This is a genomic window from Acidobacteriota bacterium, assembly GCA_016712445.1.
Taxonomy (GTDB): Bacteria; Pseudomonadota; Alphaproteobacteria; order Caulobacterales; family Hyphomonadaceae; genus Hyphomonas.
Genome location: JADJRB010000010.1, coordinates 30,791 through 54,088, shown reverse-complemented (window position 1 = coordinate 54,088; position 23,298 = coordinate 30,791). Strand labels below are relative to the sequence as shown.

General features: G+C 65.3%; 23 protein-coding genes and 1 tRNA gene. 12 read left to right on the top strand and 12 right to left on the bottom strand.

The window, feature by feature from the left end; all coding sequences use genetic code 11:
- Positions 1-113: 113 nt before the first annotated feature.
- The 3 genes from IPK75_19325 to IPK75_19315 all read right to left on the bottom strand — a co-directional run bounded on the left by IPK75_19325 (position 114) and on the right by IPK75_19315 (position 2,806).
- On the bottom strand, positions 114-593 hold the full coding sequence (locus IPK75_19325; GenBank protein MBK8200500.1) for a hypothetical protein: 480 nt from the start codon (positions 591-593) through the stop codon (positions 114-116).
- Between the two features lie 77 nt (positions 594-670).
- Positions 671-1,582, bottom strand: coding sequence for an AraC family transcriptional regulator (locus IPK75_19320; protein MBK8200499.1), 912 nt, complete (start codon positions 1,580-1,582; stop codon positions 671-673).
- Positions 1,583-1,624: 42 nt separating this feature from the next.
- Positions 1,625-2,806: an acyl-CoA dehydrogenase family protein gene (locus IPK75_19315; GenBank protein ID MBK8200498.1), complete on the bottom strand. Its 1,182-nt coding sequence runs from the start codon at positions 2,804-2,806 to the stop codon at positions 1,625-1,627.
- Between the two features lie 97 nt (positions 2,807-2,903).
- Here IPK75_19315 and IPK75_19310 point away from each other — a divergent pair, with 97 nt between their 5' ends.
- Together IPK75_19310 and IPK75_19305 are read left to right on the top strand one after the other, a co-directional pair.
- On the top strand, positions 2,904-3,659 hold the full coding sequence (locus tag IPK75_19310; protein MBK8200497.1) for a LuxR family transcriptional regulator: 756 nt from the start codon (positions 2,904-2,906) through the stop codon (positions 3,657-3,659).
- A gap of 113 nt (positions 3,660-3,772) precedes the next feature.
- Positions 3,773-4,705, top strand: coding sequence for an ROK family protein (locus IPK75_19305; GenBank protein ID MBK8200496.1), 933 nt, complete (start codon positions 3,773-3,775; stop codon positions 4,703-4,705).
- A gap of 3 nt (positions 4,706-4,708) precedes the next feature.
- Here the strand turns inward: IPK75_19305 and IPK75_19300 are convergent, their stop codons facing one another.
- The 3 genes from IPK75_19300 to IPK75_19290 form a co-directional block, all read right to left on the bottom strand.
- Positions 4,709-6,073, bottom strand: coding sequence for a glycoside hydrolase family 130 protein (locus IPK75_19300; protein ID MBK8200495.1), 1,365 nt, complete (start codon positions 6,071-6,073; stop codon positions 4,709-4,711).
- Entirely contained in the window at positions 6,039-8,315 is a 2,277-nt protein-coding gene (locus IPK75_19295; protein ID MBK8200494.1) for a glycosyltransferase family 4 protein, read from the bottom strand. Before IPK75_19295 ends, IPK75_19300 begins: the two co-directional genes overlap by 35 nt.
- 143 nt (positions 8,316-8,458) lie before the next feature.
- Positions 8,459-8,532, bottom strand: a tRNA-Gly gene (locus IPK75_19290).
- A gap of 106 nt (positions 8,533-8,638) precedes the next feature.
- On the opposite strand from IPK75_19290, the gene crcB reads away from it, so the two are divergent.
- Genes crcB through IPK75_19275 form a run of 3 tightly spaced genes read left to right on the top strand, consistent with a single transcriptional unit; the run spans position 8,639 to position 10,745 of the window.
- Positions 8,639-9,022, top strand: a complete 384-nt coding sequence (gene crcB / locus IPK75_19285) for a fluoride efflux transporter CrcB (protein MBK8200493.1) — start codon at positions 8,639-8,641, stop codon at positions 9,020-9,022.
- Entirely contained in the window at positions 9,019-10,071 is a 1,053-nt protein-coding gene (locus tag IPK75_19280) for an RluA family pseudouridine synthase (GenBank protein MBK8200492.1), read from the top strand. The genes crcB and IPK75_19280 overlap by 4 nt, the downstream gene beginning before the upstream one ends.
- Positions 10,071-10,745, top strand: coding sequence for an HAD-IA family hydrolase (locus tag IPK75_19275; GenBank protein ID MBK8200491.1), 675 nt, complete (start codon positions 10,071-10,073; stop codon positions 10,743-10,745). The genes IPK75_19280 and IPK75_19275 overlap by 1 nt, the downstream gene beginning before the upstream one ends.
- Before the next feature lie 7 nt (positions 10,746-10,752).
- Here the strand turns inward: IPK75_19275 and IPK75_19270 are convergent, their stop codons facing one another.
- The 4 genes from IPK75_19270 to IPK75_19255 form a co-directional block, all read right to left on the bottom strand.
- Positions 10,753-11,925 carry an amidohydrolase gene (locus tag IPK75_19270; GenBank protein ID MBK8200490.1) on the bottom strand — a complete coding sequence of 391 codons (1,173 nt, stop codon included), beginning with the start codon at positions 11,923-11,925 and terminating at the stop codon, positions 10,753-10,755.
- Positions 11,926-12,045: 120 nt separating this feature from the next.
- On the bottom strand, positions 12,046-12,354 hold the full coding sequence (locus tag IPK75_19265) for a hypothetical protein (GenBank protein ID MBK8200489.1): 309 nt from the start codon (positions 12,352-12,354) through the stop codon (positions 12,046-12,048).
- Between the two features lie 8 nt (positions 12,355-12,362).
- Entirely contained in the window at positions 12,363-13,082 is a 720-nt protein-coding gene (locus IPK75_19260) for an ATPase (protein ID MBK8200488.1), read from the bottom strand.
- Positions 13,083-13,222: 140 nt separating this feature from the next.
- The gene (locus IPK75_19255; GenBank protein ID MBK8200487.1) at positions 13,223-13,555 is read right to left on the bottom strand and encodes a GFA family protein; all 333 of its coding nucleotides are present in this window, start codon (positions 13,553-13,555) and stop codon (positions 13,223-13,225) included.
- A gap of 356 nt (positions 13,556-13,911) precedes the next feature.
- Here IPK75_19255 and IPK75_19250 point away from each other — a divergent pair, with 356 nt between their 5' ends.
- Complete coding sequence (locus IPK75_19250) at positions 13,912-14,331, top strand: hypothetical protein (GenBank protein ID MBK8200486.1); 420 nt, start codon at positions 13,912-13,914, stop codon at positions 14,329-14,331.
- Between the two features lie 67 nt (positions 14,332-14,398).
- Here the strand turns inward: IPK75_19250 and IPK75_19245 are convergent, their stop codons facing one another.
- Together IPK75_19245 and IPK75_19240 are read right to left on the bottom strand one after the other, a co-directional pair.
- A complete protein-coding gene (locus tag IPK75_19245; protein ID MBK8200485.1) occupies positions 14,399-14,836 on the bottom strand; it encodes a hypothetical protein in 438 nt (145 codons plus the stop codon).
- 143 nt (positions 14,837-14,979) lie between these two features.
- The gene (locus IPK75_19240; protein MBK8200484.1) at positions 14,980-15,180 is read right to left on the bottom strand and encodes a hypothetical protein; all 201 of its coding nucleotides are present in this window, start codon (positions 15,178-15,180) and stop codon (positions 14,980-14,982) included.
- A 241-nt stretch (positions 15,181-15,421) separates the two neighbouring features.
- Between IPK75_19240 and IPK75_19235 the strand changes: the two genes are divergently transcribed.
- The 6 genes from IPK75_19235 to IPK75_19210 all read left to right on the top strand — a co-directional run bounded on the left by IPK75_19235 (position 15,422) and on the right by IPK75_19210 (position 23,037).
- Positions 15,422-15,925 carry a hypothetical protein gene (locus IPK75_19235; protein MBK8200483.1) on the top strand — a complete coding sequence of 168 codons (504 nt, stop codon included), beginning with the start codon at positions 15,422-15,424 and terminating at the stop codon, positions 15,923-15,925.
- Positions 15,926-16,059: 134 nt separating this feature from the next.
- Positions 16,060-16,734, top strand: coding sequence for a hypothetical protein (locus tag IPK75_19230; GenBank protein ID MBK8200482.1), 675 nt, complete (start codon positions 16,060-16,062; stop codon positions 16,732-16,734).
- Positions 16,735-16,872: 138 nt separating this feature from the next.
- Entirely contained in the window at positions 16,873-18,405 is a 1,533-nt protein-coding gene (locus tag IPK75_19225; protein ID MBK8200481.1) for an acyl-CoA carboxylase subunit beta, read from the top strand.
- A 444-nt stretch (positions 18,406-18,849) separates the two neighbouring features.
- On the top strand, positions 18,850-20,925 hold the full coding sequence (locus tag IPK75_19220) for an amidohydrolase family protein (protein MBK8200480.1): 2,076 nt from the start codon (positions 18,850-18,852) through the stop codon (positions 20,923-20,925).
- Positions 20,926-21,092: 167 nt separating this feature from the next.
- Entirely contained in the window at positions 21,093-22,034 is a 942-nt protein-coding gene (locus IPK75_19215; protein ID MBK8200479.1) for an alpha/beta hydrolase, read from the top strand.
- Positions 22,035-22,113: 79 nt separating this feature from the next.
- Positions 22,114-23,037: an alpha/beta hydrolase gene (locus tag IPK75_19210; GenBank protein ID MBK8200478.1), complete on the top strand. Its 924-nt coding sequence runs from the start codon at positions 22,114-22,116 to the stop codon at positions 23,035-23,037.
- The last annotated feature ends 261 nt before the right edge of the window (positions 23,038-23,298 follow it).

Below are 23,298 nucleotides of genomic sequence, written 5' to 3'. Positions count from 1 at the left end.
TTTTTTCGGTGATTGGTCCCAGAATGTCCGGAGGTCGCCCCGCGCGACAAGCTATCGAAACTGAAAGTGTGACGCCGCGTCCGCCGCGACGCCGCGTCGTTCGCCTTGCGGGGTCAGCCGCCTTCGCTGGCGGGTGTACAGACCAGCAGGGTTCCGAAATCGTTGTTCAGGTAGATCTTGCTGCCCCAATCATCGTCGATCCGCGCAATCCCGATGATCTCGTACGCGCTTACCAGCGGCCCGCTCAGCGGCTTCGCCAGCTCGCCATCCGCGCCCAGCTTCCCTTTGCCATTGCCGGAATCGCCCGGTTTCGGCTCCCAGACGGAGTTCTTCACGACCGTGAACTCGTAGGCGCCGGACGGTTTCACCTTCAGCACGCCAATCGGAATGTTGTCCTGCGCCTTGCAGCGCCATTCGCCGGCGATCACCGCGCCGCCGCCACCTTCTTCGCCGGTGCTTTCCGCTTCGCCGCCCGTTTCGTCGCCGTCGGCGACTGCTGCTGTCGCAGGCCCGGCGCCAGCTGCCGTCTCGGGCCCGCCACATGCCGCGCCCAGAACGAAGGCCGCAAGGGCAAGGGAAGGGGAAAATCTCATTCAGGTCTCCGCGGGTCCGGGCAACTGTGCCGCCAGCATGCTGCCCGAGTCGGCCAATCCTGCATTGTAAGGATCGGTCAGCCCGGCGCGCCGGCGAGATGCAGCGCCTGTACCGGACCGCCCAGCACGCTGGTGCGCACCGCCATCGACTGGCGCATCAGCGGCGTCACCTGCTTAAGGAACCGCTGCGGCGGCATGCCAAGGAAGTCGCGCGCATCGCGCACGAAATGCGACTGGTCGAAATACCCATCGTCGATCACGTCCCCCAGCGCGCGTTCCGGTGCCCTCAGCGCCGCCATCAGCGATTTCAGGAATCGCGAGCGTCGCAGCAGCAGCTTCGGCGAAAATCCGAAGGCGCCGGTCGAAAGCCGGTTCAGGCTGCGCAGTGAAAGGCCCAGTCGCTGCGCCGTTTCATCAATGCTCGTGCCATGATCGTTCACCAGCAGGCGGTGCAGCGCCAGGATGCTCTCCTCAGCACCCGGTCGCAGCTTCCGGAAGCGCTGCGCCAATGCGTCGTCGAGCGCCGCCTTGACCGCCTCCAGGCTTTCGGCGCGTTCGAGCTTCTGGTGCAGCAAGGCCGCGTCCGGCCAGTCGGAATGCAGGTCCACGACCCGATCTGCGACCGCCTGCGCCGGTCTGCGCAGCAGGCTCGCAAACCCGAGCGGCGTCAGGCCTGCGCCGAACAGCACGCCGCCGGTCGCCGTGCTGCAGATCGCCTTCGAAGATGGTCCGAACAAGCTGCAGGCCGGCACTTCATACGCCTCGCCATCACCAAACCGGACCTGCCAGGGTCCGGCATTGACCGCGAAACGCACATTCGCCCAGCCCGGAAAGAACCAGTCCGTTGCCGGCGCCTCGGCGCAGCCGCCCGCAGCATAGACATGATAGCCTGATACATAGGGCTGCAGCGCCGCTGCCGGCGCAGCGAACATCGCCCCGCGCCGCCGCACGGTCATGCGGAAATCAGATGCGTCGCCTTCGACCAACATCGGGCGAGAATAGGCCGAGTCGTCCCGGCCAGCGACGCGCCTTCAGAGCCCCAGAACAGCCTTCGCCATGATGTTGCGCTGAACCTCGTTCGAGCCGCCATAGATCGAGCCGGCCCGGTTGTTCAGGTAGCGTGCCATGCCGATCACCAGTTCGCCGGGGCCGATCACGTCCTCGTTCGCGCCCGGTTGCCAGGCGGCCGGCTGGTAGACGCCGGCGTGTTCGCCCAGCGCCTCGATGCCGACCGTATCGATCGCCTGCATCAGCTCGGTGCGCTGCACTTTCAGCATCGAGGCGGCCGGTCCCGGCGGCTGCCCGCCCGTAAGTTCCGCCAGCACCCGCTGCTCGGTCGTCTTGATCGCGGCCACCTTCATCGCCAGTTCGCCGACGCGCCGGATCAGCGCCGCATCCGAGTCCGGATTGGAGAATACGAAACGCTGCAGCCGTTCGATGCCCGCTTCCAGCCCGGCCGACGATCCGCCGCCGCGCTCGAACTCCAGCAGGTACTTGGCGACCGTCCAGCCGTCATTCTCCTTGCCGAGCCGGCCGCTCTTGGGCACGCGCACATCGTCGAAGAACACCTGGTTCAGCTCATGCTCGCCCGCGAGCGAGATGATCGGGTCGACCTTGATACCCGGCGTCTTCATGTCCAGCAGCAGGAAGGTGATGCCCAGCTGCGGCTTCGCCTCCGGATCGGTGCGCACCAGGCAGAACATCTTGTTGGCGTGGTGCGCGTGCGTGGTCCAGATCTTCGTCCCGTTCAGCACATAATCATCGCCGTCGCTCACCGCGCGCAATTGCAGGGAGGCAAGGTCAGAGCCCGAGCCCGGCTCCGAGTAGCCCTGGCACCAGTAATCTTCGCCCGCGAGCAGCCGGGGCAGGTAGTACGCCTTCTGCTGCGGGGTGCCGTAACCGATGATGCACGGCCCGACCATGCCGAGGCCCATCGGGGCGACGCCGGGCGCGCCTGCCAGCGCGCACTCTGAGGCCCAGATGTAGCGCTTCATCTCGTCCCAGCCGGTGCCGCCATATTCCTTCGGCCAATGCGGGGCGACCCAGCCTTTCCTGTGCAGGATCCGCTGCCAGGGGATTGTGTATTCCGGCTCGATGAACACGCTGGTGGCCAGTTTTCCGGCAGCCGCAAGTTCCGGCGTCAGGTTCTCCCTGAGGAAAGCTCGCACTTCGTCGCGAAACTCAATATCACCCGGCGACAGGTCTAGGTTCATGGTCTGGTTTCTCCCCGTGCAGTCTTTTGTGGCTTCAACAAGCCGAGCCGCATTCCCATCTGCAAGCTGACAGAATTGATAGGGCTCGCCAATTCACATGATGGCAGAATTGCCTCCCCGTGAGATGAACGAGGTGATGGACCTCGCCCGGCAGATCGACCGGATCGGCCGCGACATCGGCTTGCCCTACGTCGCCGTCAGCGCCGACATCAGCGATCCCGCCCCGATGACCGGCGCCGACGGCCGCCCGCTCGCCGAAACGGTGTTCCGCTGGCTCAACCCGAACTTCGACTACTGGAAAGACCGCTCCTTCGCCTTGCGCGCCAGCCTGATCAGCGTCGTGCGCGTCTGCGGCGAGCCGTTCTTTTTTCAGGGCGGGCGCATGCACAGCTGGCGCAAGGTCAGCGCATTGGAAGAGGTCAACGCCCACATCGACCCAACCGCCTACGAGCGTCACGGCATTGCGGCGGCCATCACCTGTCCGATCCATTCGCCGCTCGGCGCCATCGGCGCGGTCGTGTGGGCAACCGGCGATGCGCAGGTCGACGTGTCGGCAGTCTTCCGCGAACGCGCCGAGCAAATGTTCCTGCTGTCGCTGAAATTCCTGTCGGCCTACCGCGATGCCCGCCAGCCGCCCGCGCCGGGCGAGGCAGTCGAGTTCACGCGCCGCGAAATCCAGTGCCTGAAATGGGCCGCTGCCGGCAAGACCGACAGCGAGATCGCCACCATCATGAAAGTGTCGGTGCCGACGATCCGCTTCCACCTGACCAATGCCAGCCGCAAGCTCGGCGTCTCCGGCCGCTCGCAGACCATCCGGCTGGCCACCACACTCGGCTATATCGGGCCGGGTTGAGATATCGCCACATTTGCACGCAATTGCGTAAACTTTCCGCAAGCGGCGCATGAAAGGGTCTCGCGAATGCGCCGCGCCGCTGCGCGCGCCGGTCAGGCAAGGAACCGCTAACCATGTCCGCATCGCCTCCGCCTTCCGCGCCCGGCTTGCTTGGCGGCATCGATGCCGGCGGCACCACGTTCAAGTGCGGCCTGGCCGAGCCGTCTGGCCATATCCTCGCCTCCACCCGCGTACCGGTCACCTCGCCCGAGGAAACCATCGGCCGCTGCCTCGGCTTCTTCCGCGAAGCGATGCAGGCGCGCGAGGGCAGGCTCGCCTGCCTCGGCATCGCCAGCTTCGGCCCGGTGGTCGTCGACGCATCCTCGCCAGACTATGGCACGCTGCTCGCGACACCCAAGCCCGGCTGGTCTGGCACCCGCCTCACCCAGCGCTTCTTCGCCGCGCTCGGCGTGCCGGTTGTTCTGGATACGGACGTCAACGGCGCGCTCAAGGCCGAGATGGAACTCGGCGCCGCCCGGGGCGCCCACTGCGCGGCTTACGTCACCATCGGCACCGGCATCGGCGGCGCCATCCACACGCCGGGTGGCTTCCTCGGCCGCCCGGCCCATCCGGAGTTCGGCCATATCCGCGTCGAACGCCATCCGGACGATCTCGACTTTCCGGGCACCTGCAGCTTCCACGGCGCCTGCCTTGAAGGCCTCGCCAGCGCCGGCGCACTCAGCCGGCGCTGGGGCGATCCCGCACTTCTTCCCAAGGACCATCCGGCCTGGGACATCGAAGCCTTCTACCTCGCGCAGGCCTGCGTCTCGCTCACCCTGACCGCGCGGCCGGACCGCATCCTGCTCGGCGGCGGCGTGATGCTCGCGGATGGCCTGATGCCAAAAGTGCGTGCGGCCTTCGCGCGCCTGATGAACGGCTATCTCGACCTCTCGGACGGCGACATCGAGAGCCTGATCCAACGGCCCGCGCTCGGCGATGATGCCGGCATGATCGGCGCCGTCACCCTCGCGCGCCACGCCGTGAAGACCGGCCACTGCGACGGCTGAACCTCAGCGCATCATGCGCAGAAGGTCATCGATCCGCGCCGTGGCAAAGCCGATCGCGCTGTCGGAAATGCCGTACGGGATCAGCAGGTGGTCGCCGCAATGCAGCGCCCCGCAGGTATAGACGACGTTCGGCACATAGCCTGACCGGTCGGCATGTTCCGCCGTCAGGATCGGCTCGCGTGAACGTGCGATCACCTTCGAGGGATCATCAAGGTCCAGCAGCGCGCAGCCGAGCGCATACTTGCGCATCGCGCCCACACCGTGCGTCAGCATCAGCCATCCCTCGGATGTGCGGATGGGGCTGCCGCAATTGCCGATCTGGATGAACTCCCAGGGATATTTCGGCTCCATCAGCAGCACGCCCTCGCGGTCCCATTCCGACAAGTCTTCGGATTGCAACAGGTAGAGGTTCTTGCCGTCCTGCCGGCCGATCATCGTGTAGAGCCCGTTCACCCGCTCGGGGAACAGCGCCATGCCTTTGTTGCGTCCGGCCTCGCCGCGGATGGGCTCAAGGTCGAACGAGCAGAAATCACGCGTGCGCAACAGTTCGGAGCGGATCGACGATCCGGAATAGGCCGTGTACGTGCCAACCCATTCATAGTCGCCCCCGCCATGGTCAAGGCGCACCAGCCGCAGGTCTTCCAGCCCGTTGCGCTGTTGCTCGGTGATCGGGAAGATCACGGTGTTCGAAAGGCTGCTGTCGCTGTGCCGGTGAACGCTGACGCCGTCGATCTCGTCCGTCAGCGTCGCATCGTCGAGCTCCGCCGAGGTCGCGAACGGCCCCTGCGGCCAGAGCGAGAAGCTGCCATCCGGATTGGCGATGCCCTCCCGGAACGCAATCGAGCTGATATGCCCTTCGCCCACGGCGCGCAGGCTCATCACGAACCGGCAATGCCCGTCGCCCATGCTGGACTGGTCCGGGTGCGGAACAATTGAGGGGTTCATCAGCGCCGCCGCCGCATACGTGTACTCGTGGCAGAAATACGCGCCGATCAGCTTGCGCTTCGTATCGGAATAATCGCCCGCCTTCAGCCCGAGCGAGGCCTGCACTTCCAGGAACCGGTCGGCAAACATCTTCTCCGTCTGCCAGTGGCGTTCCTTGAAGTCGCGCAGCACGCGCCCGTACTCCAGCCGCGTCTGTTCGGGCGACAGCGCCGCCACGTCCTCCACAAGCTTCAGCGCACGGCCGCCCGGCGCATTGTGCGCCTGCCAGCCGAGGTGAAACGGACGAAGCACGACCCGTGACGGGTCGGCCTTCAGTCGGGTGTCGAATATCCTGATCGGGTTAGGATGCAGGACCTTGTTGGATCTCAAGAAAATCTCCGGAGCGGCGTCACTCGGACAGGGAATTGAATTCGGCCATCGCATGATAGGCCAGCTGGAAGGCAAGTATCGACTCTGCGCCGCTGTTGCGGTTCACGCCGCGCGGCGTCAGCCCGTCCCAGCACCGGCCGGTGTCGAAATCCGCCAGCACGGCGCCGCGGTCATTCTCGCCAAGGAACCACATCCAGGCGATCTGCGCATAGTCCTTCCACGACGGATTGCCCGTCGCTTGCCACGCTGCCGCGGCCGCATCAATCGAGGCCCACGCCTCCAGCGGCTGCTGATCGAAAGGCCGCGCCTCGTGCGGGCGCCCGAACGTGTCGGACCCCACCGGCCGGAAATATCCGCTCCCGGACAATTGCCGCCCGAACAGCCAGGCCAGCGTATCGAGGCCCTTGTCCGTGAGGCCCCGGTCGCCCAGCGCGAGACCCGCCTCGATCATCGCCTGGCTGAGGCGCGCATTGTCGTACGCGAGCACATTTTCGAACCATTTCCAGTCCCGCGGAGCGCACGCCAGCAGGCCGTCCAGCGTTGCCGCGCCGCGCTCGACAAGATGGCGCGCTGCCCGGTGGTCCGGCTGCGCCGCCAGCAGGTCGCACGCGCCGAGCAGGGCGAAGGCCTGCGCCCTCGGGCTGTGCAGGCTGGCGAGCGGACCCGCCGCCCGGTCGAACAGCGCTGTAGCCCAGTCGCGCAGCTCCGGCGTCTGGCTTATCCGCGCCGTGCGCCCGAGGGCCCACAAGGCGCGGCCGTTGGAATCTTCCGACCCCTCGGCCTCCATCCACTCACGCCCATAAGACATGAAATTGCGGAAACGTCCGACATCGTCATTCCACGCCGCCTGAACGAACGCCGCAAAGGTTCTTTGGTGATGCGCGGCTAGGGCATCGTGGCGCGACGCCGCTGCCATCAGCATGAGCGCGCGGGCATTGTCGTCGACGCAGTATCCATGGTCGCGGTCAGGAATGACGCCCACCGCGTGCTGCAGCATGCCGGTGTCGTCGCTCATCGCGAACACCGCCTCCATCGCCGGCGCGCGCAGCGGCCGGCGCACCGGCGGCGGGCGCTTCACCGTCCGCGTCAGCATCGTGGCCGAGGCATCCGCAAAACGCGACCACAACGTCGCACGCCCGCGCTGGTAGGCCCGCGTCTGCAGCGCCGTCAGCGCCGCGCCCGGCGCCAGCAGGCCGTTGACCGCCTCGCTCACCGCCTCGGCAGAGCCCGGCGCAATCAGAATGCCCGTGCCGTCCGCCAGCAATTCCTTCGCGTGGACATACGGCGTCGACACCACCGCCTTGCCCAGCGCCACCGCGTAGCTCAGCGTGCCCGAGGTCGACTGTTGCAGGTTGGGGTAGGGCGTCAGGTAAATGTCGCAGGCTTCCAGCTGGTCGAGGAGGTCCGGCAGGTCGAGAAAGCGGTTGTCCCAGACGATATGCTCTTCCACGCCAAGCGCGCGCGCCCGCGCCATCAGCCCTTCGCGGTAGGCCTCGCCTTCATGCGCAACCAGGTTCGGATGTGTCGCGCCAACGATGCGATAGATCACATCGGGATGCGCGCGCACGATGTCCGGCATCGCCTCGATCGCATGCTCCAGCCCCTTGCCGGGGCCCAGCAGGCCGAACGTCATCAGCACCCTGCGCCCCTCCATGCCGAGGCGCCGCTTGAACGCCGCCTGCCGCCCGAAAGGCCGGTCCGGCGCGCCGTGCTCGATCACGTCGACCACCGCTTCCCGCGCGCCATAGACGCGCCCGAGGATCTCGCGCGAATGGTGTGACATCACCATGATCCGCGACGCCCGCGCGATCAGGTGGAGCATGATGCGGCGCTGAACCGCCGAGGGCTCGGCGAGTACGGTATGAAAGGTGATCACCACCGGCGCGGCGATCTGGTCGGCGAAGTCGCACACCATCTCGCCGCACTCGCCGCCGAAGATGCCGAACTCGTGCTGCAGCCACACCGCGTCGACGCCGCTCTCGTTCAGCTGCTCTGCCGCCGCGCGGTAGGAGGCCGCCTCATCCGCCCGGATCACGCACGCGGCGCCCTCATAGCGCATCGATTGCGCCGGATCGTCGATCACATAGATGTCGAGACCGAGCCCCGGCCGGTAGGTCTTCAGCGTCTGCGCGATGTCGGTCGTGAACGTCGCGATCCCGCACCGGCGCGGCGCATACCCGCCCACCAGCGCGACGCGCATGTTTTCAAGCGTCTCGCGCGGCGGCGCGGACTGCGCCGACGGCGCATACTCGATCAAGGCCAGGTTCGGCCGCACGGGGAGGGGCGTTGCAGGCATGGCGCAGTCTTTTCGTTGGATAACGAAAGCCAAACGGCCCACCCGCGCGAATGTTCCGCCGCCACCTGCCGTGTGAGGCGAATTTCAGGAAGCTGCCTGATTTCCGGGATTCAGCGCGCCTGCGAACCCAATTCGCAGGCACCTGGAGCGGGTGAGGGGAATCGAACCCCCGTCGTCAGCTTGGGAAGCTGCTGCTCTACCATTGAGCTACACCCGCGAGGCGCGGTGGCCGGACGGGCGGAATTTGCGTTTGATCGCGGCGTTAAGCAAGGCCCCGCATTGCGCACTGGCGCGCGGGCGCCCCCCCGTGTAAACGGCGCCCCATGAACCACTTTCTCCTAGTCGCAGCTGGCGGCGCCCTCGGCGCAGGCCTGCGCCACGGCGTCGGCCTCCTCACCCTGCGCCACCTCCCGGCCGGCTGGCCGTGGGGCACGTTCACCGTGAACATCCTCGGCAGCTTCGCCATGGGCCTCCTCGTCGGCTGGCTCGCCCTCAAGGCCGAAGGCGCCGGGCAAGGCACGCGCCTCTTCCTCGCCACCGGCCTCCTCGGCGGCTTCACCACCTTTTCCGCCTTCTCGCTGGAGACCATGAACCTCATCCGCACCGGCGAAACCGCCAAGGCGCTCGCCTATGTGGGCCTGTCGGTCCTCCTCGGCGTCGCGGCGCTCGGCCTCGGCCTGTGGCTCACCCGGAAGGGCTTCGCATGAGCAGTCAGATCATCACCGAAACCGTCTCCGACAAGGAAGCCGGTGCCCGGCTCGACCGCTGGATCAAGCGCCGCGTGCAGCTGACCCAGGGCCAGATCGAGAAGATGCTGCGCACCGGCCAGATCCGCGTCAACGGCGCCCGCGCCAAGGCCAACCAGCGCCTCGAGACGGGCCATGAAGTCCGCCTGCCGATCTTCAGCACCGAGACGATGGCGCCGAAGAAGCACCACGCCGAAAAGGCCAGCGCCGAGGACAAGGCCTTCCTTGAGTCGCTCATCATCTACGAAGACGACGACATGATGGCCCTGAACAAGCCCGCCGGCATCGCCGTGCAGGGCGGCTCGGGGCAGGGCCGCCACATCGACGGCCTCCTGATGAGCGTCTACGGCGATGAAGAGCACCGCCCGGTTCTCGTTCACCGGCTCGACAAGGAAACCTCCGGCGTCCTCCTCCTCGCCAAGCACCCGCGCGCTGCTCATCAGCTGGCGGACATGTTCCGCGGCCGGGACATGGACAAGGTCTACTGGGCCGTCACGGTCGGCGTACCCAACCCACCGATGGGCCAGATCCGCTGCTGGATGGTGAAGGGCATTCCCGACGAGGACGAGCCGAACGGCTACCGCGTCGTCGATCCCAAAGCCGGCGGCAAGCGCCGCGACGGCGACCGCGAGCGCATGTTCCGCTCGGCGCAGGGCGTCGAAGGCGCGCGCCATTCGATCACCGACTATAACGTCATCTCCACCGCCGGCCCGAAAGCCGCCTGGGTCGCCATGAAGCCGGAAACCGGCCGCATGCACCAGCTGCGTTTCCACATGCTGGAGATGAACACGTCCATCCTCGGCGACCACAAGTACAAGTCCCGCCGCGAAGTCCCGCAGGGCCTCGCCGACGGCATGCACCTGCACGCCCGCGCCCTCGTCATCCCGCGCGAGCACGGCAAGCCGACGGTCATCGTCGCGCCCCTGCCGCCGCACATGAAACAGACCTTCGAACAGCTCGGCTTCCTCGAACAGGAGGCCGGCAAGGACCCGCTGGCGCCGTTCCTCTAGTGCCTGAACTTCGCCTCGCCATCTGGGACGTCGACGGCACGCTCGTCGACTCGCGCAAGGTCATCCAGGCCTGCATGGAATCGGCGTTCACCCAGTGCGGTCTTCCGCCCCCGGACTATGACGCCACCCGCCGCGTCATCGGCATCAGCCTCGTCGAAGCGCTGACCATCCTCGCGCCGCCGGATCTCGGCGCCGAGCGCATGGGCACGCTCGTCACGCACTACAAGAACGCCTTCACGATCCAGCGCGCCGCGCCGGACCACCACGAGCCAATGTACGACGGCGCGCTCGACGTGCTGGACCGCCTCAAGGACGACGGCTGGCTCCTCGCCATCGCCACCGGCAAGACCCATCGCGGCCTCGACGGCCTGTTCGAGAAGCATGCCATCCGCTCATACTTCGACACCATCTGGTGCGCCGATGACGGCCCCGGCAAGCCCAATCCGTTCATGGTGGAGCAGGCGATGCGCGCGCTCGGCTGCGCCCCGGCCCAATCCCTGATGATCGGCGACGCCATCCACGACATGGCCATGGCCCGCGCCGCCGGCGTACGCGCCCTCGGTGTCAGCTGGGGCTTCGGACAGGCCGACGAGCTCACCGAAGCTGGCGCCCACGAAGTCCACCACGACTTCCGTACCCTGACGGACAGCCTGACGGCCTTCGCGCCCGCCTGATCCCGCCTCAAGTCATCCGGAACAGCTTCTCCGCAGTCCCGCCGAGGATCATCTGAGCGTTCTCCACGGTCGTCGCATCGAACACCGCCTGGATCGCCCCGCGCGTATAGCCGAACGTGCTCTCCTGATGCGGATAATCCGACGACCACATCACCCGGTCCGCCCCGATCCGGTGGAGCAGCTCGAGGCCCGCCGGGTCGGTCATGAAGGTCGCATAGCAGTGGTTGTGCCAGTACCAGCTTGGCGGATGTTTCAGCTTCGGCTGCACCATGGTCGGGAAGTGCGTGTAGATCATGTCCGCATCGTGGATCATGCTTGCCACCCACGAAATTCCGGCTTCCACGAACACCACCTTCAGCGCCGGGAAGCGGTCGAACACGCCGGCAAAGGTCAGCATGCCCCAGTTCTGCCGGAAGCCGCCCATCTGAGTCAGCACGAACGTGCCCGTCGCGCCCGGCGCCGCCGTCGGGATATTCTCGCCGATATGGAAACACAGCGGAATGCCGCTATCGGCAATCGCTTCCCACAGCACGTCCATCTTCGGATCGTTGTAGAGGATCGGGTTGCCGTCGAGATCCTTGCGCGGATTGATCGGCACCATCAGGCAGCGCGCGCCAAGCTCCTTGCAGCGCGCCACAGAAGCGCGCGCCTCCGGCATGTGCCAGTAGTTCGGCACCATCACCGGGAAGAGGCGCCCGTTTCCCTTCGCGCACTGTTCGGCAATCGACTCGTTATACGCGCTGAAGATCTCGTGGCGCATCTCCATGTCGGTCATCATGTAGAGCCCGAACAGGCGCTGCGGAAAGATCAGCTCCTTGTCGACACCTTCCGTATCCAGATCTTTCAGCCGCGCCTCGATATTCGTCAGGCCCGGATGGCATTCCATCGCGTCGCACAGGGGAACGATATCGTGCGGGCGCATCATCGCTTTGCCGCCAATGGTGAAGTGCCAGCCGCCCTCGCGGAATTCCATCCGCGGCGCCTTGTCCTTCAGGTGGGCCGGGAAGCGGTCGATCCAGCAATCGGTTTCCAGCATGTGGCTGTCGGCGGAAATGATCGTCGTGCCAGCCGGCCAGTCGCGCTGTTTCGCCTCGGCCGTGCGCTGGGGCGAGACCGGCTGCCCCGCCTGTCCCGGCACTTCCAGCACGAATCCTTCATGTCTCAGACCGTCGTCCGCCATGCCTGGTCTCCTCCCGAATTGTCATTCTTGTTTTCCGGGAGACTACCATCGACGCGGGCGGCGCCCAACATTGTCGTGGCGTCAGGGGAGGCCTGCAATACCGCAAATCGCGGTGCGCGCTCACTTAAACCCTTGAACAAAGATCCATTCGTTGCTCGCGCAATTGAATTGGAATTTGCCTCCGCCGCCCCGCAAATTTGCAGAAACGGGCGCGATCACAATGTTCGCAATGTCGTCCGCGATCTCGACCTGAATTAACCAGCGCAATTCCTCGACAGGACCGATGTGTGCGTCGATACTGGCAAGCTCGGCGTCGATCCGCTTTGATGCGCGTTCGAAGCAGCTCGCTTGTGGCGGCTCAGCTGCGTCGCCTCCGGAATCGCAGGCGGCTAGGGCCAAGAAGGACACAAGAGCAGCCAAGCCCTTCATCGCTGAGTCTATCCCGCCAGCCCGCCAAACCACACGCCGATCGCCCGTGCCTCCGCGCGCTTCAGCTCCGCCGCCGCCAGCGCTTCTTCGTCCTCGCCCCAGCGCGCCATCTGCCAGGCCTCGTCGAGGCGCGACATCTCGAAGGCTTCCTCCGCAGGCAGAGCACCCTCGCACACCGCCATCGCCAGCAGCGCCGAGCCATACAGCGCGCAGGCATAGACCAGCGCCGCCAGCCGGAAATCGTCCAGCGACAGCGCATAGTCGCGCGCCGCGTCCAGCGAGGCGTCCGGCTGCGGCGCCGCGCGCACGCCTTCGGTCGTCACCAGGATCACGCCCAGCGTATCGGCCGCCCACTCGCGCACAGGCGCCCAGTGGCCTTCCTCCAGCGCTATCAGCTCCTCGGGCTCTTCGGCGATGTGGCAGATCAGGTCCGTCTCGCAATAGCGCGCCAGCTCGTCGGCCAGCCCGTCGCGCGCGTCCGCCACCTTGTCGATTGCCACATTGGCCAGCCGGGTCAGGTAGAGCGCGCCGAGGTCGATATGCTCGCCCTGCGCGTTCCATTCCGCTGCCAGCGCCTCGGCCAGCGCCCGCGTCGGCAGGGCGAGGGCATTGCGGTCCGGCGTCTTGATCGTGCGCCCGTCGAGCGACACGGTCCATGCGTCGCCAAGGCGCTCGGCCGCGGCCGTCTTGTAAAATCGTTTGGGTCGGGGATCAGTCGCCTGCGTCATCCGCCCCGCTTACGCTGACCGAGGCGCGCCGCCAAGCCTCTGGTGTTGCTTCCGGAAAACGGTGTCGCTCTAGCTTCGGAGAGCAACCGGCAGAGCTTTGCGCTTCGCGGCTCGTCGAAACAGGGCGATGATCCTCCCTGTCACCAGCTTGCCCCGTCGCACTTCTTGACCGGCGTCTCATCCCACGCGCCAAGCGGAAGCATGCGCGCATTCACAGCCATGCGGTCGTAGCTCTTGTTCACCGGCACCCACCACATCAGGCACCGGCAGGTCTTGCAGTGGTGCATTTCCAGCATCCGGTCGCCGCGCAGGTAGATATCGGTCGGCCCCGTCATGGTGACTTTCTTGGGCGAGTAATAGGCCCACAGCCCGCCTGAGCGGCGGCAGATGCCACAATTGCACTCCGTCACTTCGTCCAGCGCGTCCTCAACGGTGTAGCGGACCGCGCCGCAATCGCATGAGCCTTCGAGCATGGGCCGGCCTTTCGAAATGACGCCAGGTGTCAGGGAGATTTTTCCGGTCAAGCAAGTTCGCCAATCGCGGAGGTTGTATCAGGCTGTAGCGTCTGCTCCCGTCAACGTCCAGCTTTGGCCCTTTCGAGCCGCAACATCAGCATGAATAGGGCGCTGGTTCTCTGCTTCTGTAAGGGGGCCCCCGCCCATCTGATCGCCGACCGCCAGTTCAGTGTTGATCTTGCGGGGTTCGGCGTCGTTGCCGTTTCACAGCGCGCTTAGGTGCAATCCGTGCGCGGAATGTCCTCGCTAGTGCTGGCTCTTCCGTTGCACGCAGCGTTCACGTAGAATCGATAGATCCAGGCAGGGGTGAACGGATGCATGTAAAAATGGTTGGCGGCGTGCTGGCGCTTGTCATTGCCGGATTTTCGGGGGCGGCGTTGGCACAAGGCGGCTCTGGCCTGATGGCGGGCAAGTACACGCTTACCTGGTCGGCCGACCATGGTAGCGGATCGGAACAGGTTTGCCTTGCCGACATGGAGGATTTCCGCGATCCGGTTCACGTGGTGGCGGCTTATCTCAATGATTTCAATTCGGCCTGCAGCACTTCGGCGTTGGGGGGTGGCGTCTACGACGTCAGCTGTTCGGGTACGCTGGTGGAGGGGACCTTCACAGTCTTAAGTGCCGGGCAGACGTCGTTAACAGTATCAGGCGGCGCTCTGTTGGACACAGACGGACTCGGTGGCCGCCAACGTGTGACCGCGAGAATATCGCTTCAGCGCGACGGGGATTGCTGAAGTCGAGGCCTGACTGTTTCCGGCGATCTCCCGCCGGAACCCCCTCACGCCTCCGAACGTCAGGAAATCAGCCGTTCGCCGCCAGGCCTTCCCGGGCTTCGGCGATGTTCGGCGCCGTCAGCTTCATCAGGTCGACCACGACGCGCGTCTCAGGATCGACCAGCAGCAGCGTCTGGCCGAAGCGCACCGTGCGCAGGTCGGCGTCCTTGAGGTCGGTTTCCACGATTACGCGGAATTCTGCCGCCAGCAGCGGAATGTCGTCGGCGATCACCATGCCCTTGCGCAGGCCGGCTTCCAGCGGCGAGGGCGCAAAGCACATCTTGAACCGTTCCATGCCCACCGTGCAGGGCGTCTCGCCCAGCATGAAGCCCCGGTCGAAGCTGTCGAAGTCCGCGTCGGTGAACGCGCGCACCGGCACCGGCTCCACCGCCGCGGCTTCTGCCGTCGTCGGACGTGTTGCCACGAAGCCGCCGAGCGCGAACAAGGCTGCGCCGGCTACTGCCATTTCAAACTTGAGCGTCTGCATTGCCCCGAAGGCCCAATTCTTTACGGTTAATCATCAGCCGGTTTGGGCGCACGGATGCACCCGCCCATGCTAAGGAAACGTAAAGAGCCGGGACCGGTTCCGGGGGCCGGCGACGAAAAATCTCACGCCGCGCCGGCAAGCGCCGGCCAGGGGGCGAATACTTCCTCCGCTGCGCCGCCGACAGCTTCGAAAGGAATGAACCAGTCGTCCCGGCCGGGCCGCAGCGGGGCAGGCTTCATCGCCGGGCGAAGCTGGCCGGCCGCGATCAGCGCGGCGGCAAGCTGCGAGGCAAAGCAGAACGAGGTCATCAGGCGCTGGGCCATGTCAGTCTCCGTGGGGGCGGGGGCGCCGGGGCCCTCCGCGATCGTGCGCCCCCGGGAACCATTCCCGATTAGCGAACAAACGCTCACTCACATTATATTGTGGCGAAAATGCGGCAATGCAAGCAAACGCTCACAAATTTGGACGTGCCCCTCAGACGCCAGACAAGGTGAACGCCAGTAAAACCGAGAATGAACAGGCACTTCAGGCCCCGTTTTGCCGGCAGGGCGTAATCGTGCTGCCATGATGAAACCCATCAAGACCCTTGGAGCCGCCGTCGTTGCGCTTGCTGCGCCGGCGCTTCTCACCCTCCCGGCCTCGGCGGATACCCGCGGCGCCGTCGCCCAGATCGAAACCCGCCTCAGCGAGAACACCACGCTGACGCTGGCGCTCGGCTCGTCGGGCTACGACACCTATCGCGGCGACGTCTATCGCCGCGGCCTCAACCGCTGGGGCCAGTCGGACCGCGAAGTCCGCGAGCTCGTCCGCGACGCCACCCAGGCCTGCCGACAGGCCATCCGCCAGGAAGCCCGCTACGCCGGCTACCGTGATGTCGACTTCGACCACGACGGCTATGTCCGCCAGGTCGGCCGCTTCGGCTTCGTGATCGACTTCGACGATGTCGAGTTCGAGGACCGCAATTGGGACCGCGAAGCCAGCGTCACCTGTGAAGTCCGCCGCGGCGACGTCATCGCCATCGAGGGCATCCCGCGCCCGGTGAAGGCCAAGCCCGGCCGCCGCTGGTAACCCGGCGTCAACCCTGAACCCCCAACAGCGCCCCGGACCGCACATCCGGGGCGCTTCCTTCCTTGGGGGAAGGAGCGAAAATTTCCTCGCGCAGATTGAACGAGAAATTAAGCCTGCCAGCGTATTCTTTGGGCATGATCCGCACCATTATTCTCACAGTCGGAATGTTGACCCTCGCGGCCTGCGGCGACCGCGAAGACCTTGGTCGCTTTTCCGGGCACTGGACGTCAGACGATGGGGCGTTCGAAGTGAACTTGCCGCCGGGCTGGAAAATTATCGACTCGAAGAGTGAGGCGGAAGTGCGAGGAGACAGTCCATCTTACGAAGTCGCTGTGATGACGGAACGGGATCAGGCGGGCGCTCCCCCGAGCTGTAATTTCTGGTTCAGGGACATTCGTGCCCTGACTCCGGAAACCCTATCGCTTGAACTCGATGTTTCCCTCGAAGAAGCTGCGGCGTTCGTTCAAGACGCGCGACGGGATGGCAAGCGCACTTATCTTTCCCCCGACCACTTCAGGTCGTACGCGGAGGCCGCAGTTGAGGTGGTTTGCACCGAATTGGACGGGTGCGCGACTGCAACTGTAGAGAGCTTTCGCCTTGGACTCCCTCAAGATGCATCCATCGAAGCGTCGTGGACGTTTCGCTACCAACTTGGGAACGGCGAACAGCTCCGCCAGTTCGTGATTGCAGATCGTAACGTGGCCGAGGACCATATCGGCCTCCGAATGTGCCTCTTCTCCTCTTATGCTGACCGCGCCCGCTACGGCATCGGCGATCTCGCCGCCCTTCGCGCAGCGATGGATTTCTGAGCCGCTCGCCTGACGCGCGACGAGGCTCCCTCAACGTAAAGCTCAACTGTCGCGCCCCCTCGGCTTGCCATCCCGGCGCCAGCGGGTAATCAGTCGTCCCGGCAGATTTCAGACAGTTTTCCAAAGGAGCGCCGGGGCATGAAGGACGTGATCGAGGCACTGGAAGCGAAGCGCGAAGCGGCGCGGCTTGGCGGCGGCGAGAAGCGCATCGAAAGCCAGCATGCCAAGGGCAAGCTCACCGCCCGCGAGCGCGTCGCCGTCCTCCTCGACGAAGGCAGCTTCGAGGAATACGACATGTTCGTCGAGCACCGCTGCGCCGACTTCGACATGCAGGACCAGAAGATCCCCGGCGACGGCGTCGTCACGGGGCAGGGCACGATCAACGGCCGCCTCGTCTACGTCTTCTCGAAGGACTTCACCGTCTTCGGCGGCTCGCTGTCGCGCGCCCATGCCGAGAAGATCGTCAAGGTCCAGCAGATGGCCGCCCGCAATGGCGCGCCGGTCATCGGCCTCTTCGATGCCGGCGGCGCCCGCATCCAGGAAGGCGTGGACTCGCTCGCGGGCTATGCCGACATCTTCATGGAGAACGTGCTCTCCTCCGGCGTCATCCCGCAGATCTCCGTCATCATGGGCCCCTGCGCCGGCGGCGACGTCTACTCGCCCGCGATGACCGACTTCATCTTCATGGTGAAGGACACCTCCTACATGTACGTGACCGGCCCGGACGTTGTGAAAACCGTCACCAACGAGGAAGTCACCCACGAGACCCTCGGCGGCGCATCCGTGCACGCGAAGAAATCCGGCGTTGTCGACGGCGCCTTCGAGAACGACATCGAGGCGCTGATCCAGATGCGCCGCCTGGTCGATTTCCTGCCGCTGTCAAACCGCGAGCAGCCGCCCGTGCGCCCGGTGCATGACGTTTTCGACCGTCAGGAAATGAGCCTCGACACGCTCATCCCGCCGAACCCGAACACGCCTTACGACATGAAGGAACTGATTGCGAAAGTCCTGGACGAGGGCGACTTCTTCGAGATCAGCCCGCAATTCGGCGGCAACGTCATCTGCGGCTTCGGCCGCATCGAGGGCTCGACCGTCGGCGTGGTGGCGAACCAGCCGATGACGCTCGCCGGCGTGCTCGACATCGACGCCAGCCGCAAGGCCGCGCGCTTCGTGCGCTTCTGCGACTGTTTCAATATTCCGCTGGTCACCTTCGTCGACGTGCCGGGCTTCATGCCGGGCACCAAGCAGGAATATGGCGGCCTCATCAAGCACGGCGCCAAGCTCCTCTTCGCCTATGCCGAAGCGACCGTTCCGAAAGTCACCGTCATTACACGGAAGGCCTATGGCGGCGCCTATGACGTGATGAGCTCAAAACACCTGCGCGGCGACGTGAACTATGCCTGGCCGACCGCCGAGATCGCCGTGATGGGCGCCAAGGGCGCCGTTGAGATCATCTTCCGCAAGGAAGCCGGCGATCCGGAAAAGCTCGCCGCCCGCACAAAGGAATACGAGGAAAACTTCGCGAACCCCTACGTCGCCGCGAAGAAGGGCTATATCGACGACATCATCATGCCCCACAACACCCGCCGCCGCATCGCACGCTCCCTCCGTACCCTGAAGAACAAGAAACTGTCGAACCCCTGGAAAAAGCACGACAACATTCCGCTGTAGTAAGGCTTCAAAACAGGAAACGCTCATCCTGAGCGAAGTCGAAGGATGCGCAAAACAGGGCTGGGTTGTGTGGCCCATCCTTCGACTTCGCTCAGGATGAGCGGCTGCTTTGCTTGAATAAGCCCCCCCTCCGTCCCTTCGGGACACCTCCCCCGCTTCGCAGGGGAGGAGGGCGCCGCCTTTATCCTCCCCCGCTTGCGGGGGAGGTGGCTGGACGCGCAGCGGCCAGTCGGAGGGGGCCGTCCTTGGGCGGATCAATTTCCGAGCCTCTCCGCAGATACCTGCGAAAGCAGGTATCCAGACTTCGCACGCAAGGTTTGGCCGAGCTGGACCCCTGCCTTCGCAGGGGTCTGCGGAGAGGGCGGTCCGAATTCCAGCATCGTTGCTTCCCACCCTCGCCATCCTGTGCCACCAATGCTGGCAAGGATTGGGAGGGTTTCCAAGATGCTGAACCGGTTTGGCTCCACGGCGCTGGCGGCGCTGTTCGTTCTGGGCGCGTGCGCGCATGAGGCCGGGGCGCCGGCGGCGGAACTCGCCGCTGTGCCCGCCGCCGAGACCGAAACCTGGTCGGTGCGTCTCAACGATACGACCATCGGCCAGATGGTTGCGACGACCGAGGGTGACAGCGTCAAGGTCGACTACGAATTCCGCAACAACGGACGCGGCCCCACGATGGCCGAAATGATCACGCTCGGCGCGGACGGCCTGCCGGTCAGCTGGACGATCGACGGCGCGACGACCTTCGGCAACGAGGTCCACGAAAAATTCGCCCTCGACGGCACCGCCTCCAGTTGGACCGACACGACTGGCTCATCGACCGCCGAGCGCACCGAGCCTACGATCTACATTCCGCAGAATGGCTCGCCGTACTCATTGGTGATCTACACCAAGGCGCTGCTCGCCGATGAAGACCTGAAGATGCCCGCCTGGCCGGCCGGCACCCTGTCGATGAACCCCACCGGCAAGGCGGTCACCGTCGACGGCGCGGCCGGACCGGTCGAGGCTTCGGCCTACGCCCTTGTCGGCGATGACGTCGACCCGACCTATTTCCTGCTGGACGGCGACAACGCGCTCTTTGCCCTCATCTCGCCGCGCTTCGTCATCGTGCGTGAAGGTTATGAGGAGGCCGACACCGAACTGAAGGAGCTGGCAACCACTCTGTCCACGGAGCGTCTGGAGGCGATCCAGGCCGAGACCGCTCACAAGTTCGATGCGCCGTTGGCGATCACCAACGTTCACATATTCGATCCCAAAGCGAAGGCGATGACGGGCCTGTCGACCGTCATCGTCGAGGACGGCGTCATCCAGTCGGTCACCGCCGGCACGGCAGACACGACCGGCGCCTATGTGGTGGACGGGGAGGGCGGCTCGCTGGTCCCGGGTCTCATCGAAATGCATGGCCACATGGGCCAGGACGCCGCCTTGAAGAACATTGCCGCCGGCGTGACGCTGATGCGCGACATGGGCAACGACAATGAAGTGCTCAGTGAACTGATCACCAAGATCGAGGCGGGGACGCTGGCGGGCCCCCGCGTCGTGCGCTCCGGCTTCATCGAAGGCAAGAGCCCGTTCAATTCGAACAACGGCATCCTCGTCACCAGCGAAGAAGAGGCCGTTGCCGCCGTCGACTGGTATGCCGACCAGGGTGAGTTCTGGTCGATCAAGATCTACAACTCGATGAACCCGCTCTGGATTCCCGCAGTCATCGCGCGCGCCAAGGAGCGCGGCCTGCATGTCACCGGCCACGTGCCCGCCTTCACCAATGCGAACGCGATGATCGAGATGGGCTATGACGAGATGACCCATATCAACCAGGTCATGCTTGGCTGGGTGCTGACGCCGGAGGAAGACACCCGCACGCTGCTGCGCCTCACGGCGCTGCAACGCCTGCCGAACGTTGATCTCGATGGCCCGGAGGTGAAGTACACGCTCGACCTGATGGTGGCCAATGGCGTCGCCATCGATCCGACCGTGGCGATCCACGAGGCGCTGCTCCTCTCGCGCAATGGCGAGACGCAGGCTGGCATGGCCGACTATGTCGACCACATGCCGGTCGCCGTGCAGCGCGAGGCGAAAGCCGCCTGGTCGGCGATCAATTCGCCGGAGGAAGACGAAGCCTATCGCGGCGCGTTCGATCAGATCATCGGCACCGTGAAACGCATGAAGGACCGCGGTATCTTCATTGTCATGGGCACCGACCTCGGCGGCGCGCTGACGCTGCACCGGGAACTGGAGCTCTATCAGAATGTCGGCTTCACGCCGGCCGAGATCCTCGCCCGCGCGACCTATGAGGAGGCCGAGTACATGGGCCTCGGCGCCGAGCTCGGCTCGATCGAGCCTCGCCGGTTCGCCGACTTCTTCCTCGTGCCCGGCAATCCGGTCGAGGACCTGAAGGCGATCAAGACCATCCGCATGGTCTCGAAAGGCGACACGGTCTACTTCCCCAGCGAGATCTATCCCTATTTCGGCATCCGTCCGTTCGCGGAGGCACCGGCCGTCGCGCCGCCTGCTGGAAAGTAAGGCGGCCCTTCAGAACTGAAATGCCGCGGGCCCGCTTGTTACGGGATTTCCCGTATTGATCGAAATTTCCTGCCATCAAGCTGCGGATTGCCGTATCTCAATATCGCCTCCGACGTGCGAGTCGTTTACATACCGTCCGTATGTGACCGGACCGGAAGGGGGATGTTTTGGCCAAACGCATTGCCGCCTCTCCGCCGGGCGAACGGCCCGCGTCGGCCGGTGAGCGGCTGATCCGCGACCGGATTGGCAGCCGCACCCGCGTGCTGCGCGTCTGGCAGACCGGGTTCGTGGAATCGGAGGGGCGGCATGTCGAGTACATGCGCTTCGGCCGGCCGGAGCTTCGCCCGCTCGTCTGGCTGCACTCCATCGATTATCCGATGGCGCCGCCCTGGGGCTTCTGCGTTGATGCGGCCGAGCGGGGCTTCGGCGTGATTTCGGTTCGACGGCCGGGTTTCGGCGCGACGAGCCCTGTGGATGATACCGGCGAGGAAGTGCGCCTGCTGAGGGCCTTCATCGAGGAGGCCGAACTGCGGGACGTGGTACTGGTGGTCGAGGGCACCTCGCGCCCGGCCGGGCTGCGGCTGGCGCTCGAATGCCCGCAGGTCAGCTACACCCTGCTGGTGCGCCCCTGCTACGTGGCCGAAGACAACAGCAGCGCGGCGCCGTGGCTGCGCGACATCATCCTGCAGGCCTTGCAGTCGCGCGCCGGCGCCAGCTTGTCGCTGACGGCGCTGAAACAGGTGGTGCGCCGCGCGGGCTACCAGTGGCTCTACGAGCGGTTGCACAACGATCCGCGCGACCACGAGTTCATCCGCGGCAATGACCGCGACCTGATGGAAGCCTGGGCCTGCATCCAGGCCATTTCGGCCGACACGTTCCGGCGCGACCTGAAGGCGCTTGAACCTGATCCGATGCTGGCACCCGGCTGCCTCGCCGACTTCCGCGGCGTGGCGCTGACCGGCGCCGACATGCCGGTCGAGTGGCGCACGCTGTTCCTCGCCAAATCCGAAAGCCTCGGCATTGAGGCGCGGTTCCTGCCGGTGGGTAGCTTCTTTTCGGCCTATGCCAGCGACCGGGACTTGCTGGACCTGGTCGAGCAGCGGACGTGACATAATTAGTACAAGCGGCTGTAGGGTTTTGGTGGTAACCCGGCGCAGCGAAGAGACTTGAAAAGAGCGACGCCTCAGCATGCCATCAGACATCGCTTCGCCTGCGCGCGCGAACCGGCTGGACCAGGTCGGTGACCGCAAGCGCGTCTTGCGCGTCTGGCAGACCGCGCGGGTCGGGCCGGCGAAACGGCAGGTCGAATACATGCAGTTTGGCGAGGATGGCCTGCGCCCGCTGATCTTCCTGCACTCGCTGGAATATCCGAACTGTCCGGCCTGGGGCTTCTGCGTCGATGCGGCGGCGGCCGGGTTCGGGACGTTTGCGGTCCGCCGGCCGGGATTCGGCGCGTCCGACCGGGTGGGCGACGTCGACGAGCAGGTTCAGCTGCTGACGCATTTCCTCGACGAGGCGGGGCTTGAGGACGTCATCATCGTGGCGATCGGGTCGGCCTGTCCGGTGGGGTACCGCCTTGCCGCGACGACGCCGAGGGTGACCTATTCGCTGTATGTGAACTGCGTGTTCAACCGCGACATCCTCGGCGAGTTCCGGCCGCCTTGGTTCGGGCCGCTGCTGGCGCAGGCGCTGCAAAACCCGGCGGGTGCGCGCCTGTCGCTGGAAGCACTGCGCCAGATTGCGAAGCGGTTCGGCGCGAAATGGTTCTATGAGGCGATTGCGCAGAAGAGCCCCGGCGACCTGTCATTCGTGCGCGACAGCATGGGTGATATCGAAGCGGCGTGGGGCGTCGGCTCGGTGATCCATTCGGACACGTTCCGGCACGAGATGCTGTATTCGTTGAGCGATGACCCGTTCCTGACCGACCGGGTGATGGCGCCGCTGCGCGGGCTTGCACTGTCCGGCGCCGAGACGACGCATACCTGGCGGGCTGGGTTTGAATCCGAAGCGCGGCGCATCGGCCTGCCGTTCGGATACCTGCCGAGCGGGGACATTTTCGCAGCCTACCAGTCGGGCAATGCGCTGCTCGAAATCGTATGCAGCCGCGCCTGATCTGGCGCCCGGCTCCTTCGTTTGGCCACAGGCGTTAGCAAAGCCTTACTGCGCGACTTTTCCGCGGGATGTGTCCTGACGGCTACAGCCGGGGGATAAGCCCATGAAAATGCACGGAATGCGCGGGCCCGGAGCGCATTACATTTTGCTCAGTTAACGAACATTACGATTTTGGCATGCGCTGTTTACGTTCAGACTCTGTCAAGTGTCGGCGCCCACGCTTGGGTATGGCCTGATGGGAGGCCCTTGGATTTACGGCAC

What these genes read in the sequence shown, in the direction of transcription:
- IPK75_19210 (MBK8200478.1), top strand. Translation starts at nt 22,114, where the DNA reads ATGCCATCAGACATCGCTTCGCCTGCGCGCGCGAACCGGCTGGACCAG.
- IPK75_19220 (MBK8200480.1), top strand. Translation starts at nt 18,850, where the DNA reads ATGCTGAACCGGTTTGGCTCCACGGCGCTGGCGGCGCTGTTCGTTCTG.
- IPK75_19230 (MBK8200482.1), top strand. Translation starts at nt 16,060, where the DNA reads ATGATCCGCACCATTATTCTCACAGTCGGAATGTTGACCCTCGCGGCC.
- IPK75_19270 (MBK8200490.1), bottom strand. Translation starts at nt 11,925, where the DNA reads ATGGCGGACGACGGTCTGAGACATGAAGGATTCGTGCTGGAAGTGCCG.
- IPK75_19325 (MBK8200500.1), bottom strand. Translation starts at nt 593, where the DNA reads ATGAGATTTTCCCCTTCCCTTGCCCTTGCGGCCTTCGTTCTGGGCGCG.
- IPK75_19250 (MBK8200486.1), top strand. Translation starts at nt 13,912, where the DNA reads ATGCATGTAAAAATGGTTGGCGGCGTGCTGGCGCTTGTCATTGCCGGA.
- crcB (MBK8200493.1), top strand. Translation starts at nt 8,639, where the DNA reads ATGAACCACTTTCTCCTAGTCGCAGCTGGCGGCGCCCTCGGCGCAGGC.
- IPK75_19260 (MBK8200488.1), bottom strand. Translation starts at nt 13,082, where the DNA reads ATGACGCAGGCGACTGATCCCCGACCCAAACGATTTTACAAGACGGCC.
- IPK75_19255 (MBK8200487.1), bottom strand. Translation starts at nt 13,555, where the DNA reads ATGCTCGAAGGCTCATGCGATTGCGGCGCGGTCCGCTACACCGTTGAG.
- IPK75_19235 (MBK8200483.1), top strand. Translation starts at nt 15,422, where the DNA reads ATGATGAAACCCATCAAGACCCTTGGAGCCGCCGTCGTTGCGCTTGCT.
- IPK75_19295 (MBK8200494.1), bottom strand. Translation starts at nt 8,315, where the DNA reads ATGCCTGCAACGCCCCTCCCCGTGCGGCCGAACCTGGCCTTGATCGAG.
- IPK75_19310 (MBK8200497.1), top strand. Translation starts at nt 2,904, where the DNA reads ATGATGGCAGAATTGCCTCCCCGTGAGATGAACGAGGTGATGGACCTC.
- IPK75_19280 (MBK8200492.1), top strand. Translation starts at nt 9,019, where the DNA reads ATGAGCAGTCAGATCATCACCGAAACCGTCTCCGACAAGGAAGCCGGT.
- IPK75_19300 (MBK8200495.1), bottom strand. Translation starts at nt 6,073, where the DNA reads ATGCGATGGCCGAATTCAATTCCCTGTCCGAGTGACGCCGCTCCGGAG.
- IPK75_19225 (MBK8200481.1), top strand. Translation starts at nt 16,873, where the DNA reads ATGAAGGACGTGATCGAGGCACTGGAAGCGAAGCGCGAAGCGGCGCGG.
- IPK75_19245 (MBK8200485.1), bottom strand. Translation starts at nt 14,836, where the DNA reads ATGGCAGTAGCCGGCGCAGCCTTGTTCGCGCTCGGCGGCTTCGTGGCA.
- IPK75_19315 (MBK8200498.1), bottom strand. Translation starts at nt 2,806, where the DNA reads ATGAACCTAGACCTGTCGCCGGGTGATATTGAGTTTCGCGACGAAGTG.
- IPK75_19320 (MBK8200499.1), bottom strand. Translation starts at nt 1,582, where the DNA reads ATGTTGGTCGAAGGCGACGCATCTGATTTCCGCATGACCGTGCGGCGG.
- IPK75_19240 (MBK8200484.1), bottom strand. Translation starts at nt 15,180, where the DNA reads ATGGCCCAGCGCCTGATGACCTCGTTCTGCTTTGCCTCGCAGCTTGCC.
- IPK75_19305 (MBK8200496.1), top strand. Translation starts at nt 3,773, where the DNA reads ATGTCCGCATCGCCTCCGCCTTCCGCGCCCGGCTTGCTTGGCGGCATC.
- IPK75_19265 (MBK8200489.1), bottom strand. Translation starts at nt 12,354, where the DNA reads ATGAAGGGCTTGGCTGCTCTTGTGTCCTTCTTGGCCCTAGCCGCCTGC.